The organism is Serratia sp. MMO-28, from assembly GCF_037199905.1.
In the GTDB taxonomy this organism is placed as follows: Bacteria; Pseudomonadota; Gammaproteobacteria; order Enterobacterales; family Enterobacteriaceae; genus Chania; species Chania oryzae.
In genome coordinates, this window is sequence record NZ_JBBCVB010000026.1 from 60,987 (window position 1) to 80,381 (window position 19,395).

14 protein-coding genes are annotated in these 19,395 nt (G+C 39.4%); 1 reads left to right on the forward strand and 13 read right to left on the reverse strand.

The window, feature by feature from the left end; genetic code table 11:
• Window positions 1-109: 109 nt before the first annotated feature.
• The 13 genes from WG891_RS20650 to galU (WG891_RS20710) form a co-directional block, all read right to left on the reverse strand.
• A complete protein-coding gene (locus tag WG891_RS20650; protein WP_337264290.1) occupies window positions 110-1,360 on the reverse strand; it encodes a hypothetical protein in 1,251 nt (416 codons plus the stop codon).
• A 99-nt stretch (window positions 1,361-1,459) separates the two neighbouring features.
• Window positions 1,460-2,668, reverse strand: a complete 1,209-nt coding sequence (locus WG891_RS20655) for an O-antigen ligase family protein (RefSeq protein ID WP_337264289.1) — start codon at window positions 2,666-2,668, stop codon at window positions 1,460-1,462.
• A gap of 504 nt (window positions 2,669-3,172) precedes the next feature.
• Window positions 3,173-4,138, reverse strand: coding sequence for a glycosyltransferase family 2 protein (locus WG891_RS20660; protein WP_337264288.1), 966 nt, complete (start codon window positions 4,136-4,138; stop codon window positions 3,173-3,175).
• A 12-nt stretch (window positions 4,139-4,150) separates the two neighbouring features.
• Window positions 4,151-4,999 (reverse strand): glycosyltransferase, encoded by an 849-nt coding sequence (locus WG891_RS20665; protein ID WP_337264287.1) that lies wholly within the window; start codon window positions 4,997-4,999, stop codon window positions 4,151-4,153.
• Window positions 5,000-5,161: 162 nt separating this feature from the next.
• Window positions 5,162-6,568, reverse strand: a complete 1,407-nt coding sequence (locus tag WG891_RS20670; protein WP_337264286.1) for a lipopolysaccharide biosynthesis protein — start codon at window positions 6,566-6,568, stop codon at window positions 5,162-5,164.
• A gap of 245 nt (window positions 6,569-6,813) precedes the next feature.
• Window positions 6,814-7,863, reverse strand: coding sequence for a TDP-N-acetylfucosamine:lipid II N-acetylfucosaminyltransferase (locus WG891_RS20675; RefSeq protein ID WP_337264285.1), 1,050 nt, complete (start codon window positions 7,861-7,863; stop codon window positions 6,814-6,816).
• A gap of 382 nt (window positions 7,864-8,245) precedes the next feature.
• Window positions 8,246-9,679 carry an undecaprenyl-phosphate galactose phosphotransferase WbaP gene (gene wbaP, locus WG891_RS20680; RefSeq protein ID WP_337264284.1) on the reverse strand — a complete coding sequence of 478 codons (1,434 nt, stop codon included), beginning with the start codon at window positions 9,677-9,679 and terminating at the stop codon, window positions 8,246-8,248.
• A 26-nt stretch (window positions 9,680-9,705) separates the two neighbouring features.
• A complete protein-coding gene (locus tag WG891_RS20685; protein WP_337264337.1) occupies window positions 9,706-10,620 on the reverse strand; it encodes a glycosyltransferase family 2 protein in 915 nt (304 codons plus the stop codon).
• A gap of 87 nt (window positions 10,621-10,707) precedes the next feature.
• Window positions 10,708-12,894 (reverse strand): tyrosine-protein kinase Wzc, encoded by a 2,187-nt coding sequence (gene wzc, locus WG891_RS20690; protein WP_337264283.1) that lies wholly within the window; start codon window positions 12,892-12,894, stop codon window positions 10,708-10,710.
• A 16-nt stretch (window positions 12,895-12,910) separates the two neighbouring features.
• Entirely contained in the window at window positions 12,911-13,345 is a 435-nt protein-coding gene (locus tag WG891_RS20695; protein ID WP_337264282.1) for an arsenate reductase/protein-tyrosine-phosphatase family protein, read from the reverse strand.
• Between the two features lie 27 nt (window positions 13,346-13,372).
• On the reverse strand, window positions 13,373-14,509 hold the full coding sequence (locus WG891_RS20700) for a polysaccharide export protein (RefSeq protein WP_337264281.1): 1,137 nt from the start codon (window positions 14,507-14,509) through the stop codon (window positions 13,373-13,375).
• A 473-nt stretch (window positions 14,510-14,982) separates the two neighbouring features.
• Window positions 14,983-15,879, reverse strand: coding sequence for a UTP--glucose-1-phosphate uridylyltransferase GalU (gene galU / locus WG891_RS20705; RefSeq protein WP_337264280.1), 897 nt, complete (start codon window positions 15,877-15,879; stop codon window positions 14,983-14,985).
• Between the two features lie 45 nt (window positions 15,880-15,924).
• Window positions 15,925-16,824: a UTP--glucose-1-phosphate uridylyltransferase GalU gene (gene galU / locus WG891_RS20710; protein WP_337264279.1), complete on the reverse strand. Its 900-nt coding sequence runs from the start codon at window positions 16,822-16,824 to the stop codon at window positions 15,925-15,927.
• A 681-nt stretch (window positions 16,825-17,505) separates the two neighbouring features.
• Here galU (WG891_RS20710) and WG891_RS20715 point away from each other — a divergent pair.
• Window positions 17,506-19,092, forward strand: coding sequence for a TerC family protein (locus WG891_RS20715; RefSeq protein WP_337264278.1), 1,587 nt, complete (start codon window positions 17,506-17,508; stop codon window positions 19,090-19,092).
• Window positions 19,093-19,395 lie beyond the last annotated feature (303 nt).

The following is a 19,395-nucleotide window of genomic DNA, read 5'->3' on the forward strand; positions in this document are numbered from 1 at the left end:
AACATCGCCGTGTATTAATCAACTGGGAGCAGGTCACAGCACTTATAATTAAATTCAAGTATCTAGCAACACTCGTAGTTATAAACCTCATTAAAACATAATAGTAAAACTAGTATATATACCAATAAGTGCCATCAAATATTGCTTCTTTATTCCATGTTCCACCAGTGATCTTTGCTGATATAGAGCCGTTAATATTTACTCCTCCAGCAGTGAATATTACATCAGAAACTTTTGAGGAAACTTTAGTTAACTTCATAGTATACCCAGGGAAAATAGCTTCTTTTCTTGGCAAAACAAGAGATATTTTATTTTGTGCACTTATAATATACCTGGCAATCTTATCAGAAAGCTGCATACTTGACTTTGCCGCAGCAGTTTTATAACCGAATTTACTAATCAGTCCTTTAGGATCAATGGATGCAACTACCATTGCTCCATCTTTCCATATAATGGAATTTTCTATGTTTTTCCCATTAAAAACTATACCATCCCTAGCACTGGAACTTTCTAGATATCCAATCAAAGGTGCGTGTGATTTCGAGTTTGTACTGGCAAAATTCGATACTGCTCCTTGCGATATGAATCCATACTGCCACTGTTGCATAGAGCCTACATCAGCAGGCCTAGCTAGGTATGCTGCTGTGCCACCAAATCTGGACTGAGGAAGAATGACCGTATCAAGACCGTTAACAGCTGTTGGATTTTTAACTTTATCATTTACTATAGCGTTCTCTTGAATAACTGAAGCATTTGCCCGTGAATTACTCGGAAGAAATGAGTTAAAGTTGGTAACCCATATTTTTGTCATCGGGTTAATAACTAGTCCAACCCCATTATCAGGAGTTCCCATTCTATTAGTCTTAGTATTTACCCAACCAGCAGTAGTTACTTTATGTCCTTCTACAGATACCACGTAGGAAGACCACTTAGGATTATGACTTGTATCTAGGAGCATTCCAAGCTTTATTTTACTTTTATCAACAGATAAGGATGTAAATGAAGTGGGTGTATAATCAGCCTTGGATATTAATTCCCATGATTTAAATGGCGGAGAAATATTATCAACATATAGAGTAACTGAATCTCTATCTTGATAACTCCCCAAAGATTTAGCGAATCTGAAACCACTAACAGGAATATTAAATTGGCTTTCAGCATTTCCTTGAAATGAGGCTACAACTGAATTAGCTCTCATACCATAAGTATCTCTTGCCACATATATACCAGATAAATATTGGTTAGTAATTTGTGACACGTCATTTAATCTTCCCATAACACTTATCTGATTATCATTTGCTGATAAAGAAAAGGATAAAGGATAGATTAATAATAAAGTTTTTTTCTTAAATAGCTTCATTATCATCTCAACAAGATTAAAGTGAATCTAGTTTTCATTAACTATTTGCACTAGAAGCCTCAATATTAGAGTCCCTTAGTAATACCAGTCTAATATTCTCTAAGATTCACAAACATCACGCTTTAATGGCTTTAAATCTGGTATTATATAAAGCATCAAAAAAGCAATCCCTCCTGATGAGGAAAAAAGAACTGGGTTAAACAAACCAGAAGAAAACCATAGCCCTATTAATAACAAAAAATTCACTTTATCAATTAGGTTAAGTTTTGAAGATCTAGTAATTAAAACAAGAAACACGATAAGAATAAATAAGGCAACCCCAACAACCCCTAGTTGCATTATTAACGCTTGAATTTGAAGTTCATATGAATATTTATCATCTGTACTTCTAATAAAGCTAGGTATGTAATAGCCAATGCCATGACCAAGAATTGGAGCAGTCTCTATTGATCTCGCAATTAATTCTGCTTGTAATTCTCGAATACCGTCTGAGTAATTATTGTTTTCAGAAGACATTCTGCTTTCAATCATTTTTTGAGCAGACTCTGTACTCAGTATAGCTAATGTCGCCACTAATATTGAAAACATATACACAAGCGATTTCTTTTTATTAACAGCTCCTACTGAAGCCATTAAAAAAACAGTAATTGTAGATGCCCAATAAAATCTAGACATTGAAATAAACACAGAAAAAAGTAATATTGCTATAGTAATTTTGAGATATTTAAAATCACGATCATGGATATTTTTCTTAAATAAAACAAATAACACAAATGGAATTATTACATCAGATGTAAAACCAACTCTTCCAATCGCCGCTCCGTCAACATCAAATGTCATTATTTGAACACCGAATAGCCCTGATACTGCTCTGACAATTGAAGAGACATTAGTAGCTGTTAATGCAGCATAAATAAATATAAAAAACTTGAAGACAGCACACACAATTAAAGCTTTTATTATAGTTGTAAAGACCACACTTTCATAATCCTCCTTTTCGACAAATGCATATGCAATACCTGCCATTATAGAGAATGTTAGGATGTCTTTTGCCTGTGAAATTATAAACTCTGAATTTTTATTTATTATGTATGAATAAAGCATAAAAAGCAAAAGCAGGACAACTATTGGTATAAGTACTCTAACCAATTTTACGACAAGAACCCCTTTTCTATAGAGGGCAAAAATAAAAACAAGTAATAACATCAATAACATTTTTACGTTAATGCCCGCAACAGAACCTGATGGTAATATTATTGATGTGAATAAAAAAATTTTAATGAAAAAATACGGTTTTTTTAAATGCATACTAACTTCACTAGTGTTCTATGTGTTTATGCTGGTATAAAATAATCTCATATATTTTACTTTTAATCAATCCCATCCTTTTCATATATATCAAAATAGTTATTCATACACTCAACATTGCTTATCGATAACACCATTAACTGACTCTTTAGCTTCATATTCAGCCCTATAATATATTCTCCGTTTATAGACTATAATTCACCATAAAACTACCATTTACAGCCATCTATTTCAAGATCATTCCCATAACCTCGCATGAGCAAACCTACACAGATGACGATTACATAATAACTCCGAATGAGAGCCAGTATTTAAAACCAACGTAACTAACCATCTAAGTCCTAAGGTCGCTCGAAGTAAAATAACATATAATCACACTGAAATTTAAAAAAGCCTAAAATCATGAGATACTATTGCATAAGTTTCTATCGAGAAACCAAAGGCGTATCAGGAGCAACTTTAGTCTAAACTCTGAGAGTTACTTTATTATAAAAAATTAAAACATTACACATTACCCCCCCTTCCTTTCAGGACATAGAAGATGAAGAAGAATAAATTTCTAAGCTTGCCGTTTTTATTAAATTTTTTATTAAAAAACAAATCAGCTCTATATCTAATACTATTACCAAAAGAATTTATATACGTTTCGACTAACCTTTTCTTACTATCACTCAACTCACTAGAAAATTCCGAAAAAAATAACTCTGCCTGTTTTTTTGTTCTAATTATTGATTCTTGTATCTCTGTTACCTTTCCTTTAATATTCCCTATCTTAATTAAATCACTAAGTGCAAATGATTTAGCCCCAACTTGATTACCTCCATGTTGTCTATATAGAATCAAGGGTTTATCAATGAAAACTATCTTTCCAAACGCTGCTGCACATAGTCCAATATACCAATCGTGCATTATTGAATCTTTTATTTTACTACCTTTTATGATAGTGATTAACTCTCTATTGCAAGCCATCACACATCCTGTGATAGAATTACTTACTAGCAACTGAGAAAAACTTGGTGCTTTATTAAGATTCTGATATTTAAACATGGATCTATTGATTGGGGACAAATTTTTATCCGCAACACATAAATCAGAATGAATAAGAATCGGTCCATTAAAGTTAGATTCAGTTTCACTAAACTTCTCAATAAAGATTGACATTTTATCTGGCAGCCATAAATCATCTTGATCACTAAAGAAGACATAATCAGCATTACTTTTATTTATAAGAAATGAAAAGTTAGCCTTTACGCCACCTTTTTTTTCCTTGTCAATAAATGACACTCTGTTATCTGATATTTTAATTGACTCTATTATTTCACCTGTTGAGTCAGTTGAACCATCATCAGAAATTAGTAATTTGCAATCAAAAGATGTTAACTTATCGAAATTTGATAGTATTGAGCAAACCTGCTCTTTAACATAATTACTACCATTGTAAGTAGCTAGAATAACCTCAATCTTTTTCACTATATAATTATCCTATTGCAATATATATTTTATAAAATACTTAGGATTAAGTTTCAAAAAACTCCAATACAAACTATCTGAAAGAGTTGCTTTTTTATTCATACAAGAAACTAGAAAAATCATGTATTCCCTTTCTTTCTTAGAATAAATATCTTTATTTCTCTCAACAAGAGAAATCAATGATTCAGTTATATTTTCAATTTGAGAAACACGAATTTCATTGGATGAATGGTCATTATTCATAATGTAAGTACTGACAGGCAGGCGCAGAAAGTCACCAAATCTATGTGAAATACGTAGCCATGTATCCCAGTCTTGCAATCTCTTAACTGATGGTTTAAATCCACCGATTGCCTGAAAACGCTTAGTGAGAGTAAATATTTGGTTAGATGCCTCATTTTCAAAAAGAATATCTTTATAACCAAATAAAAGTGGGTCTTTACTTTTTTTATAATAATCCTTCTCATGCCCATCAGAATAATAATTCGTAAAGTTAGCACATATGAAAGAATACTCATCATGCCAGTTACTTAAAAAATAAGATACCCTATTTTCTTTAAATTCATCATCATCATCCAATCCAGTAATAAAATATCCTGTAGCAGCATTTATACCTAGATTTCTTGTCACGCATGCTCCCTTATTCACTTCATTACGAAGATAGATGACTCTCTTATCACTCAATATCAAATCTTTGACATAATCCTGAGTGCCATCAGACGACGCATCATCACAAATTAAAATCTCAATATTTAAATAATCTTGACGCAATACTGATTCAACTGCTCGTTTAAGTTTCTCCAAACGATTATATGTAGATATATAAACACTAACTTTGTGTGATTCAGTCAAATTACTCATGAAATTCTCATAAATATTTATGTAATCTTATATACTCTGTTAACTCAGTTATCAAGACTTGCCTTGAGCACACCTAATAACAATATGAGTTACAACACTTGTTAATAAACATATCAGGATATAATATCTTGCATATATAATCCTTGCTTTGAAAAACAAACCTTAAACTAGAGATTTTATAAACTTCAAGCATTTTAGATAAGAACGATTATTGAATAAGAGAAAAACAAATACTCCACTCCAATAAAATTTTAAGTGAATAAAATATCTATCACCGAATAAAGCTTCAACAGAAGCACCAGCAACACATAACCAAGTTAAAAAATACAGCTCAAAGCGAGGAATTCTCTTCCAGCATTGTATCGAAAATTCTGTACGGAAAACCAAGAAAAACCAAAATGTTACGCATGTGCTAACGGCTGCTCCAGCCGCTCCAAAGTGGGGAACTAAAATATAATTGAGGCCCAAATTAATGCATAGAGCCAGCGCCGAGGCCAACATTGAATAAGATGTTTTCTTACTTATCCCAATTCCCACTACCGTTGTCTCAGACAATGTATAAAGCAAAGGATATCCAAGACATGCCAATAAAACAAATTTGACACTTTTATAACTAGCTGGAATAAAAAAATCGATAACCCAAGATAAAAGCCCAGCGATACAAAATAAAGCCACTACAACCAACAATATATATTTTGACGCCTTTTCCACAAGCTCCAAACTTTCTTTATCATTGTTAGCCAATTTGTATACCATCGGAGCCCAAAGTGTTGAAAAAATACTTTGTACTATAGTTGCTGCACTTGCAAAACTAACCGCGACAGAAAAAATTGCCAACTGTTCAAACGTAGATAGGGCTCGTAGAAACATTCTATCCATCGCCGTCACTCCCCAGAATGCCAAACTCCCGAGTATTAACGGAAACCCAAAGTGAATCATCTCTTTAAATTTAAAATAATCTATACGAGAGGAAATAGCTGACAACCAGTCCCTCTTTGTGATAATTAACATAACAATTAAAGTTAGCAGAAAACCGAAGAAGTTTGCCCATAGCAACTGTTCAAAGCTATGATAAGCCCAAAAAAAATAAAAACAGAGCAAGCAGACTAAAATAACTATTTTAGGTATTAATTGGCTCAGTGAAAAACTAGCCCCCCGCCCCTCCATTCTAACAATTAGAGATAAAAACCTTAATAAAAAGTTGAATAGAAGAATAAAAATGACTGAAAAACCGATAAGGGTATTATCTTTTTCAAAAAGTAAAAGAGATATGTACCCCGGACTCCAAGAGAAGATAAGGAATGTCAATAGTAACAAAGCCAAACCTGGAACTATTGATATTTTAAGTAATTCACCTTTATTCTCGCTTTCATGATATTGGCGAACATACGCTTGATCTAATCCCAACCCAAACAAAAGAACTGTAAATGATATGGCTACATTTAGCATGCCAATCCGCCCCACATCCTCTGGGGAATACAGCCACGTCATTACTGGTAAGGTAATAAAACCCAAAAATGCAGCACCTATAGGTCCCATTGCAAATGAGAGAATACTCTTAAGCTTCAATTTACCCTTCTTTTTTCAAAGTAGAAATGCGTGGCTATACTGACTTGCCACAATGTTCTGGACCAAGGGTCCAAACTATTCAGCAATACCAGCATTCTTACATGCTACCGCAAAAGTTATGAAAACTAACATCAACACAATTATCCGTGCTTTAAAAATCAAGCTACAACAGGATAACCTTTTTCTCGCTGCCCATATTAATGCGGTGCTCAATGCAGACGTATGTAGGCAACGGCAACAAATTGTCAAGAGTTGAAGATATCTTTCAGTTGCTGGGTGAGATTCTTGATTGAAAAATAATCTTCTATTTTTTCCTCATTGATATTTCTCTTATCCTCACTAAGGATTTTTAATGAAAAATCTTGAACATCTAAAACATGTATTCCTTTTTCTTCAAAAAATGTCCACTGCGTGGTGTTTTTATTGAGATATACTGTCTTTTTAAGACCCAACAATGAAATTGTATTACCCATTGCTTGCTGTCGGCTATGATTGAATATTGCTATGTTAACATTACTTAATAACTTTAGATATTGATCGTATGGCATGAAATTGGTAATGGGTTTGAATTTATCACCAAATCGCTTTTCCCCTTCCATAATTATCATTTCAGCATATTCTTTTATACCATATGATAATGGTGTAATTATCTCAATATCTTCATTTTTAAATTTCTCGATCTTGTCAAATGCGGATAAATGATTATTTGAAGGATCAGCAGAATTACCAAGAAGTATCGTAATTTTATCACTCAACTCACTTCTTTCTTCATTAATTTCAACTTTGTTGTATGTATTGCTTTTATACATCAAACATTCAGATAATTTACCATTATTGCCATACCACTCCCTAACCAGTTCAAAATCTCCTTTAATATAAGTTACGATATTACCAAGCCTTTTTATAGCCTGCCTTCTAACCACCTCCCTCAAGTACCATTTAAAATTTCTTTTTGCTAATTTATACTGATATAAATCCCCTCCCCATACGAACCAATAACATTTTTTAAGTACGTCAGGGTTGATGAGTAATAGAGAAATAATCTTTGGAGTTGGGAGACTATGAAGAATAATTTTATCACACTGTTTTATCTCCTTAAGCAATTCGAGCCCGTTTTTAATCTTGGCCCACTTTCCGCCTGAGAGATATTTGACATTACCTATATCATTAACACTGTATCTTTTAAGATCTCCATAGAGCCAAAAGCTGTGTTCACTTGATTCAAAATCTTCATTTACTAAATCTATAAATGAAGGAATAAATTTATCCATGTTACATATGTGCACAATACTCATGTTATTCCCACATCCCAATCATTATTTCTTTGTGATAGCTCTTTAATAGCCCTCTATAACTTATCAAGCTTTAATATTCACAAGAAACATTAAAGTGAATCAATGTACTCTAGGTACTTTTTAACTCCTCACAACTCCAAAGAATTAATGCTGCTTCTATTTATTAAATTCAGAACATCAATGAGTAACAAGGAAGAATCATACTCATACAACTCAGCCATCAATCTAATAAAAATGAAAGCCTTAAAGCACATGTACATAAGCCTAATATAGAGCATCTATTCTAAGACACACTCAAATTCAGCCAATCATTTTTATATTTAATAAATATCTATTTTACCGTTTTGCAAAGCTCGTTATAGAGTGCTCTATAAAAATATTATTAATAGACCCCATCTCTCTTTAAAACTACATTTATTGTTTTAAACAAAATAGCAATATCATTCCAAAGGGACCAATTTTTCACATACCATGCATCAAAATAAACTCGAGTATCATAGTCGACATTGTTTCGCCCGCTGACCTGCCATAACCCTGTCATACCAGGCTTAGCCATCAAATAGTAATCCACATCCCCGGCATACCGTTCCAATTCCTGTTCAATTACTGGCCGTGGACCTACTAAACTCATCTCGCCTTTCAGCACATTAAACAACTGTGGCAACTCATCTAAACTGGTTTTACGAATAAATGCCCCTATCCGCGTAATTCTTGGATCATTTTTTAACTTAAAATCTTTATCCCACTCTGCGCGGGCTTCAGGGCTAGTCTCTAACAATTGGCGGAGTACCTCACCTGAATTAACCACCATTGAGCGAAACTTGAGGCATTTAAATTTATGGCCATCCCGACCTATACGTTCATGTCCATAAATGGCATTGCCACCATCTTTAGAAACCAAATACGTTAGAATTGCAAGTATCGGGGATAATAAAATGAGAATTGCCAATGAACCTGCAATGTCGAAAGTTCTTTTAAGAAAACGCGAGGTTCTTTTTGCCAAATTATTACTGACTCTAAGTATCATTACTTCATGACTAAAGATAAATGACATGTCAGTACCATAAAGCGGAACACCACGCAGAGTTGGAATTACAGAAACAGAGCGGCATTGATGCTTTGCTAATTTCTTCAACCACTCATCTCGTAGAGCGTGCTCATCAAACTCAAGTGCAACAATAAATTGAGTGGATTCAGAATCACATTGTAACCAGAGCTCTTCCTCGTTACAGATGACAGGTATACCTAATAACTCTTTTTCACACTCAGTGGCGGTTGAGAAAAATGCACAGATAGAAAAACCTAAGACCTCTTCGCTTTGTAATGCTGCATACGCATCACAAGCATTCTTACCGGAACCAATAATAATGGTATGTTTTTGCCAAAAACCATATTTATTAAGTAAATGCTTTGTTATTGTTCTGGCTAATGGTACCAGTAAGAACGCTAATGACCATGTAAGAACCCAGACATAACGAGAAAATTGCCATTTAGAAAAAGCGACTAATGCTAAGTCCAGTACGGAAAAGATAAGTAGCGTTCGAAGAATTTCTTTTAACTCAAACCAGAAAGGCTTGCGATATGTATAATGTCTTAAACGAATCCAGAACCAACTAACGCAAAGCGCAGCTAGCATAACATGAGTTAATATACGCGCAAACATTTCGGAATCAGGAATAAAGTTGCTAATATTCCCTCCACATATCTTAATAACATACATTGCTAAAATTATAGACAAAGTAGAAGATATGAAATCTGATAATGCTAATGTGAACTTTACAAAGCCTGTCTTTTTTGAGTAATTAAGCTCACTCATAAACTTATCCTTTATTAATAGGATGACTAGTCCGAAATACTATTCCAATAGCGCTTATGCATGCTAAACGCTTTCCTCCACTTTTGTGGAAATTTTTTATAATTTTGGCCTAGTTTATAACCAATTATTTTAGCAAAATTGTTAATACAGGCTCTTGGTATCCATAATGGAGCATTCTTCATCAAATATTTAAGCTCTGATATGATAAAGCTCTTACCTTCTCCTCCTGCACTACCGAAAGAAGTACGAATCCATGATTCATCAGCATGAAAAACACCTATGTCAAAATAGCGCTTAAACTCATCACTAGCAGAGTAGTTATGGGAATGGCGAACCATAGCATCTGCCACATAAGCCACTTTGTAATTTGCAAGAACAGCTTTTGCTGCAAAAAACATATCTTCACAAAGAATGGTATTTTCTGGGAAACCACCAAGCTCATTGAAAGCAGAAACTCTATAAGCAGAAAAGGAGTTGGACATAAATACTGTTTTGAGCCCCAGAGTTTTAGCTGTCTCTTGCGAAGCTATGTAACTGGTATGCCTATAATTAAAGTCTCGTGCATGAACAGCCAGTGGATTAGCATTGAGATGGGGTAATTGGCGGCCATATGCGCACACCACTTGGGGATCAGAAAATGGTTCAATTATTTTCTTGAGGCAATCTTTTTGTACAATAGCATCTTGGGTAATAAATACTACTATATCGCAATGATCTTTATTAACCCCCATATTCCTGGTTCCACCGTGATTAAAATCAGCAGTGGAAATTATATCGACAAGAAAACCATACCTCTTGGCTGTTATAACAGTATCGTCTTTGCTGGATGAATCAATAACAAATACTTTCTCATTGTCTGAAATAACTTCAGATAATGCGTAGGCAGAACTCTGCCATATTTCGCCCCCATTATAACTGGGGATAACAATGTTAACTCTTATATTTGCCATTTCAATTAGCCAGCTTTTAATATAACTTTCAAGATAAATTCTTAGAGGGCCTCTTTTGAGGCCCAGACAAAGAGTGTTTCACTTTGAAGTGTTTTCAGAATCATAGCTATAATTATAGTAATCATAGCCATAATTATAGTAGTTAGAAGCCTTTTTCATTACCGCGTTCAGGATGACACCTTTGATATCAATGCCATTTTGTTCAAAGCGTTTGACGCTTACTTCAACTTCTTTTGGCGTATTGAGTTCAAAACGAGCAACCATCAGTGTTGTACCAGCATGTTTGCCAATGATCGCGGCATCTGTTACTGCAAGAATTGGTGGTGTATCAACCAAAACAAGATCATAATCTTCAGAAACTCGCTTTAACATTTCAGCAAAGCGGCTGTGCATTAATAACTCTGATGGATTTGGTGGCACCTGCCCTCTTGGGATAAAATCAAGCCCTTCATGCGCAGTGTTTTGGATTGCAGAGGCAATAGATACTTTTCCTGATAAAACTCCTGATAATCCATTCTGGCCATCTAAACCAATCAACTCATGCGCATATCCTTTACGCATATCACTGTCAATAAATAATACTCTTTGACCAGTTTGTGCAACTACGGCTGCAAGGTTAGCACTGATAAAGGTTTTGCCGATACCAGGGCTAGCACCAGATATCATTAATATATTATTTTTTGCCTCCATCATAGCAAAGTGTAGACTGGTTCGGAGACTGCGGATTGCTTCAATAGCAAGATCAGCTGGATTCCCAAAAGCCAACAATGAATTAGAATCACTATTGAGTTTTTTCCCTTTACTCTTACTAATAAACTCTTGATCTTTCTTTCTCTGCCATTCTGAGAGCGGAATACTTGCATAAACATTAATGCCCAACTGCTCTAGCTGTTCAGGGCTTTCAATACCACGATGCAGAAACGAGCGTAATAATATGTAACCTACTGATAATACCCCCCCAAGCACGACAGAAATAAAGATTACAATCATCTTCTTAGGCTGAACAGGCTTTATCTGTGTTATAGCATTATCAATGATACGCACATTACCGACTGTGCTTGCCTTCGATATACCAAGAGATTGCTCTTTAGTCAAAAGTTGCATATATACTTCTTGACCCGATTGGACATCACGGCTCAATCGCAATATTTCTTGTTGTGTTTTAGGCATTGCACTAACACGTTTATTAAGTTTTTCTCTTTCATTTTCAAGAGTCTTGCGTTTCTCCAGCAATGCTCGATAAGAGGGGTGTTCCCTTGTATACAACTTGGATATTTCCGCCTCTTTGAATGTCAACTCATTGAGCTGAGAATCTACAGCAACAATTGTATCTAACACCGATTTGGCTTCAAGGGACAAATCGACTGAATCATTTTGCTGCCTATACTGGTTTAATTTACTTTCCGATGAATCAAGAGCTGCACGGATTTTAGGTAATTGTACATTTAAAAAATCTAAACTCTTCGCATCTTCTTCCGATTTCCTTTCAACATTTTGTTGAAGATAATTTTTTGTTATAGAATCTAATATGCTTTGAATCAAAATTGGATCTTCCCCTGTAAGAGCAAGCCCCAAAACTCCTGTATTCTTCCCCTTATCACTAACATCAAGTACATCTAGTAGATTATTAATAGCACTTAATTCGCTTATTTTTGATATTTTAAACTTATCACCAACACTGGCATGAATATTATCTATTAAAATTGAAAAACCATCTTTTTTTAATAAAACCCCTGTTTTTCCTTTGGCAATTTCGTCCCCATCCTTGATTAAAGTATAATTTTGGGGGCCATTTACTCTTAATACAATTGAAGACACATCACGCCAAGACTCCGGTAATTCGAGTTGTGCGATAGATATCTTACCTGGTTCTTGGTTCGTCAGACGAGCAAACCCTTTACCAAAAACAGGGAAATAAGATTGTTCGACTATAGTACGTAGATTCAAATCTTCTACTGTCTTGCTCAAAACCATCCTTGATTTAAGTAACTCAATCTCGGGTGCTGATTCTGGCTGACTGTTAGGTAATATTTGATTTATGTTATTAAGTAATGAATTACCCACATTTTGCTCAACCTGAACCATGGCATCTGCACGATAAACTGGCGTGGCAAACAGACAATATAAAATACCTAACGTCAAAAATGATGTTGTTATACCCACAATTAACCAACGACTATCAATTAACTCACCTAATAGACGTCTGAGATCGATTTCATCGGATACATCATTTCCCGAATTATTTACTCTATTTTTTTCTGACATTGGAAATCCTGACTAGCTATCGGCTTAAGGCTTTGGCCCATTTCTGAGCTGATTCATCAAGGAGGCGGTAAACAAACTCAAAGGCCTCACGACTTTGTCGGTAGGGATCGGCAATTTCTCGTTGATCAAGCCAATGACCAAAAAGCATAGTTTTTCCTCTTACTTCTGGAGCCAATTTGCAAACAGCATCGATATGATTTTTTTCCATTACAAGAATCAGATCATATTTTCGGCACATTGTACCCGTGAGCTGTTGGGCCTGGTGCCCTTCCAAAGATAACATATGCTGAGCAGCAACTTCAGTTGCTATTGCATCTGCCGGCTTGCCTACCAATGCACCTACTCCCGCGGAGTCAACCTTTTTACCCGGCAATGCTTTTTTCAACAACCGTTCCCCTGTTGGGGAACGACATATGTTACCAACACACACAACTAAAATTGAATTGAACATAATTATTGCTCTGTCTAGCTGAGTCGATTAGGGCCAAGTCCGAATACGCAATGCGCCTTCACTTAAATTATTGAAACCAGTGATTGTTGGTACTAACTGGCTAATCAAACGATTCCAACGCGCAATTGGAGCTGTTGTGACATACACAATATCATATGGCTGCAAATGGAACTCTGTACCCATAACCAAAGCTGCAGCATCAGATGCATTTAGCTGATAAATATTGGCAATCTTACTCCCTTCAGTACCGTGCAATGGCCGAATAACAAATATTCCCGTTGCATCAGCCACAGATTGGTCCATGCCTTGTGCATTACCCAGCGCTTCCGTCAATGTCATACCACTGCGATCCATCTTCAGCGTGGCTTGCTGTTTCACATCTCCCATCACAAACACTTTTAAATCATCGTTACGTGGGATGTATAGAATATCACCTGGGTGCAGCAGATGGTTTTGTGTTAAGTCGCCTTTTTGCATCAAGGCCTGCAGAGAAATACGCTGCTCTTTACCATCATGGGTCAACACCACATTGCGCCAATCAGCGTTTGCTGCAAGACCACCCGCAGCATTAATCGCATCCATTACGGTTAGCGGCACGTTAGTAATCGGCTGCTGGCCAGATGTTGTCACTTCACCAGTTACATAAACCTTTTGCGAACGGAAAGCGGCAATGCTCACATCCACCTGTGGGCTTTCAATAAACTGTGCTAAGCGGCTGGCAATCTCGGTACGTATCTCTGCCATCGTCTTACCAACCACTTTTACCTTGCCAATGTACGGGTAGAAAATGGTGCCATCAGAGTTTACCCAGTTGCCTGTGTCGCTGGCGCTGCGGTACTGCCCGGCAGGGGTGGTCAGTTCAGGGTGATCCCAAACGGTTACCATCAGCACGTCACCAATACCGACACGATACTCGTAGCTCTGCAGTTCTTGTTCCAATGCGGCATTGTTTTGGGCAATCACTTGTTTTGGCCGCATTCTATCAACCAATCCTGGCGTCATTGGGTAGATATTAACCAATTGATTGAGGTTAAAATCGCTATCTTGCTGCTTGATAACAGTTTTACCACTGGTAGAGAGGTGTGAACCGGGGACGACGGTACAACCACTGATCACGCTGATTGATACCAACAGCGGTATCAGTTTCCATTGTTTCTTTGCCATCGAATTATCATCACTTTCAAAGTAAGTAAATCTACAATACTAAGCATCCAGCCAACCATGGCTACCTGGTGCGATGTTTAGCAAAATTAGAGGCTATGCTTTGCAACTTATCTGTAAAAACCTTCGTTAAATCACAACTGTTCTGCTCAATGCCATTCGAAGCATACTAACAAATATGTGGGAGGTATAACATGAGTTCGAGCGTTTTCTGTACGTAAAGAACGTGGTGTGAGCTGCACGCTTGTAAAGCACTCATCTGACAATCCGCCTCACGATCATAGGTCACTGCCCGGCAGTGCCCTTTCATTCAAGGTGAGCATAGCTCCTCACCTCGGCCCTCTCCCGCAGGGAAAGAGGGTGTTAATTTAAGCTTGGTACTGCATTGTGCATTGCCCGGCATAGATACAAGGTAGTGCCAATACTTATCACCGCAACGCTCTTCCTACAGGAGAGAGCTGTTGAAATATCCGTTTTTACAGCGCCAACTGTTCTGCCCACTCGCGGAATGCCTTGCCTTGCGTCGGGTGGCGCAAGCCATAGGTGACAAACGCCCGCAGGTAATCCAGCTTTTCACCACAGTTGAACGACTCACCAACCAACTTCATTGCCTCTACCGGTTTTTGCTTTAACAGTTCTGCAATGGCATCGGTTAACTGGATGCGCCCCCAAGCACCTGGCTCGGTTTGTTCCAGGATCGGCCAGATATCAGCAGAAAGCACATACCGGCCAACGGCAGAGTAATTAGACTTCAGTTGCACTTCACGGCTCGGCTTTTCAATGATCGAGGTCATACGTGAGGTTTCACCGGGCTGCAAGGCGTTAACCTCACATTCCACCACCGAGTAGTTATACAGCACACTCTCATCTACGGCCTGTACCAATACCTGGCTCATACCGGTTTCTTTAAAGCGTGCGATCATGTGCGCCAGGTTGTCTTTTTCCAGATCTGCTTTCGCATCATCCATCAACACATCCGGCAGCAGCACTACAAAAGGGGCATCCCCCACCAGCGGTTTAGCACACAGCACCGCATGCCCCAGCCCTTTGGGTTGCCCCTGGCGGATATGCATCAGGGTTACCCCTGGCGGGGTGATCGATTTTACTTCTTCCAGCAGTTGGCGCTTCACTCGCGCTTCCAGCATGGCTTCAAGTTCGTAAGAGGTATCAAAATGGTTTTCGATCGCATTTTTGGAAGAATGCGTCACCAGAATGATTTCTTTGATACCCGCAGCAACGCACTCGTTCACGATGTATTGGATGACAGGCTTATCAACAATCGGCAGCATCTCTTTTGGAATCGCCTTGGTGGCTGGCAACATACGCATGCCTAAACCAGCAACGGGAATGACAGCTTTCAACATCTTCGTCATGATAATCCTCTTTGAACTTTATGGTCATGCCAGCAGCCACGGCTGTCACTGATTGTTTAGCGTCTGCTTCAGCCATTGGGTGAAACCTTCACCCTCTACCGGGTGGCGCAGGCCATATTGCACAAAAGCCTTCATATAGCCCAACTTGTCGCCGCAATCGTGCGATTTCCCACTCATATGAAAAGCTTCAACCGTTTGCTGCTCCATCAGCATGGCAATGGCATCGGTCAACTGGATCTCATCGCCAGCACCCGGCGGAGTTTTTTCCAGCAAAGGCCAGATATCGGCAGAAAGTACATAGCGCCCCACCACGGCAAGGTTCGAAGGTGCATCTTCGCGCGCAGGTTTTTCTACCACTGCGGTCATTGGTGAGCTTTCGCCCCCCGTCAACCCGACACCACAACAATCTACAACACCGTATTTGGAAACATCCTGCTCAGGAACAGGTTCAACCATGATCTGGCTAAAACCGGTTTGCTCAAAACGCTGGATCATTCTGGCCAGGTTTTCTTTGCGTAGATCGGCAGTGGCATCATCCAACAACACGTCTGGCAGCAGCACCACAAAGGGATCATCCCCTACCATCGGTTTGGCACACAGCACGGCATGGCCAAGGCCTTTGGCTTGCCCCTGCCGCACCTGCATCACCGTGACATCCGGCGGGCAGATCCCCTGCACATCGGCAAGCAACTGGCGCTTTACTCGCGCCTCAAGCACCGCTTCCAGTTCAAAAGAGGTATCAAAGTGGTTTTCTATCGCGTTTTTAGATGAATGCGTAACCAAAACAATATCTTTAATTCCTGCCGCCACACACTCATTCACAATGTACTGAATCAGTGGTTTATCGACCACCGGCAACATTTCTTTAGGGATCGCCTTGGTAGCAGGCAACATACGTGTACCCAAACCCGCGACAGGGATCACAGCCTTCAATCTTTTTTGCATAGTCTCTTCTCACCAACAAATAACAGGTAAACGCAACCGAACCTGTAAAAGTAATGATATCAACGGATTAATGAAACTAGGAACCCAGAGCACTTGATCCGCTACAAAAGTACAACATCACGTTATATTCAATTTTTGAGACGCTACCGCCCTTGGCTTTCAGCTACCAATGCACTGTAGAGAGGGTTTGAAGCAGAAAACCGTGGCTGTCACCACACCCCATAGTGAACCTGATTTTCTGTTCTGAATTTGATGAGAAACTGCTCACAATATCGGAAAAAGGCAGCACCTTGCTGGCCAGGTCGCGGCTCTTATTTCCAGTTGTGGAATACTAAGATTCTTATACTATTGCCCCATTGAAACAAGCCTTAGATAAACAAGTACAACCCTTTTCAGAATAAGACTACTAATGAAGTTTTCATGCACATCTAACTTCGTTTTGCAATCTAAATAATTATTTGATTTTATTTAAAAAAATCAGCCTTATCCCTTTAGCGCCAAAGGTCGGTTGTTTTTTTGTCTCATCCGTAACTTGTTCAGAAAGCTATTTAATGTGTTATTACTGGCCTCTTATATCATCTTCCCCTCAATCTGCCGATTTAATGTTGAATTCCACTCTCTCAACCTCCATCATTCTTATTGCGGGATAAGCCGCCAAACAAAAAAGGTGAAATTGGGCGTATGGAATGGATCGCAGATCCAACAATTTGGGCCGGCCTGGCTACCCTGGTTGTGTTGGAAATTGTACTGGGGATAGACAACCTGATATTTATCGCCATCCTGGCGGAAAAATTGCCTAAAAAGCAGAGAGACAAAGCCCGCATTGTCGGCCTTTTGCTGGCGCTGCTGATGCGTTTGGCCCTGCTTGCCTCAATCTCATGGCTGGCAACGCTCACCAAGCCCCTGTTTACCGCCGCTGGGCATGCCTTCAGTGGGCGGGATCTGATCATGCTGGTTGGGGGGATCTTCCTGCTGTTTAAAGCCACGATGGAATTGAACGAACGGCTGGAAGGCAAAGATGAAGAGCAGCATGGGCAGCGTAAAGGGGCGCGTTTCTGGCCCGTTGTCGCGCAGATTGTCGTGCTTGATGCGGTATTTTCGCTCGACTCCGTCATCACAGCAGTGGGGATGGTCGATCACCTTGCGGTGATGATGATTGCGGTCTGTATCGCTATTGGCCTGATGTTGCTCGCCAGCAAGCCACTTACGCGTTTTGTTAACGCACACCCTACTATCGTTATTCTGTGCCTCAGTTTCTTGCTGATGATCGGCTTCAGCCTGGTTGCAGAAGGGTTTGGTTATCACATTCCGAAAGGATATCTCTACGCCGCCATTGGCTTCTCCGTCATGATCGAGGCCCTGAATCAGCTTGCGCAATTCAACCGGCGTCGCTTTCTTTCCAAGGTGCGGCCACTGCGTGAACGCACCGCTGAAGCGGTGTTGCGCATGCTCAGCGGCAAACATGAAGAAGCCGAGGTCGACAGCCATTCTGCCAACCTGTTGGCCGACAGCACCAGTGAAAACGGTGAGATTTTCAACCGGCAGGAGCGCCATATGATCGAGCGTGTGCTGGGTATGGCGCAACGGACGGTGAGCAGTATCATGACCTCACGGCATGATGTGGAATACCTTGCCCTTAACGATCCGCAAGAAAAGCTGACGCAGTTGCTGGAGAAAAACCAGCATACGCGCATTGTAGTGACGGAGGATAATTCCAGTGATGAACCGCTGGGGGTAATCCACACGATCGACGTTCTGAAGCAACAGTTGCAACAGTCTCAGTTGGACCTACGGGCCTTGGTGCGCCAGCCGTTGATCTTCCCAGAGCAGTTGACGTTGCTCTCCGCGTTGGAGCAGTTCCGCCAGGCAAAAACGCACTTTGCTTTTGTTGTTGATGAGTTTGGTTCGATCGAAGGCGTTGTGACCTTGACCGACGTCATGGAAACCATCGCGGGCAACTTGCCCGAAGCCGATGAAGAGTTCGACGCCCGCCACGATATCCAGCAAACTGCCGATGGCTGCTGGATCGCCAATGGCCATATGCCGCTGGAAGATCTGGTGCTGTATGTGCCGCTGCCGATAGAAGAGAAGCGCGAATACCACACGCTCGCCGGTTTATTGATGGAGCATTGCCAGCGCATTCCGCAGGAAGGTGAGCAACTGCAGATCGGTGACTATCTGTTTGAACCGCTGGAAATCAGCAGCCACCGTATTATGAAGGTAAAGATCACGCCGCTGATTGCGCCAGAAGACGACGACGAAGTCTGAATCCTGTGAAAAGCTAGGGTGAGAAGCGAGCAGCATTGTGCAATCCTCCTCACCCTAGCTCTCTCCCCAAGGGAGAGGGAACTGAACGGTGTCTCCTTTCCCCCGGCAAATAATCCGAGCTGAGTAGCTTTAGCGCTATGCTCCCCTCTGTTCAAAAAGGGACAACTCGCTGGTTTTTCCCCCTCTCCCTCCGGGAGAGCAGCTGTGTTTAAAGTCAATGGGTGATGATTAATTTGTCACCCATTGCCTATTATCTCGCAGCATCGCGTTTAATATCGTTAACAGCTTTCTGATGCACGCGGT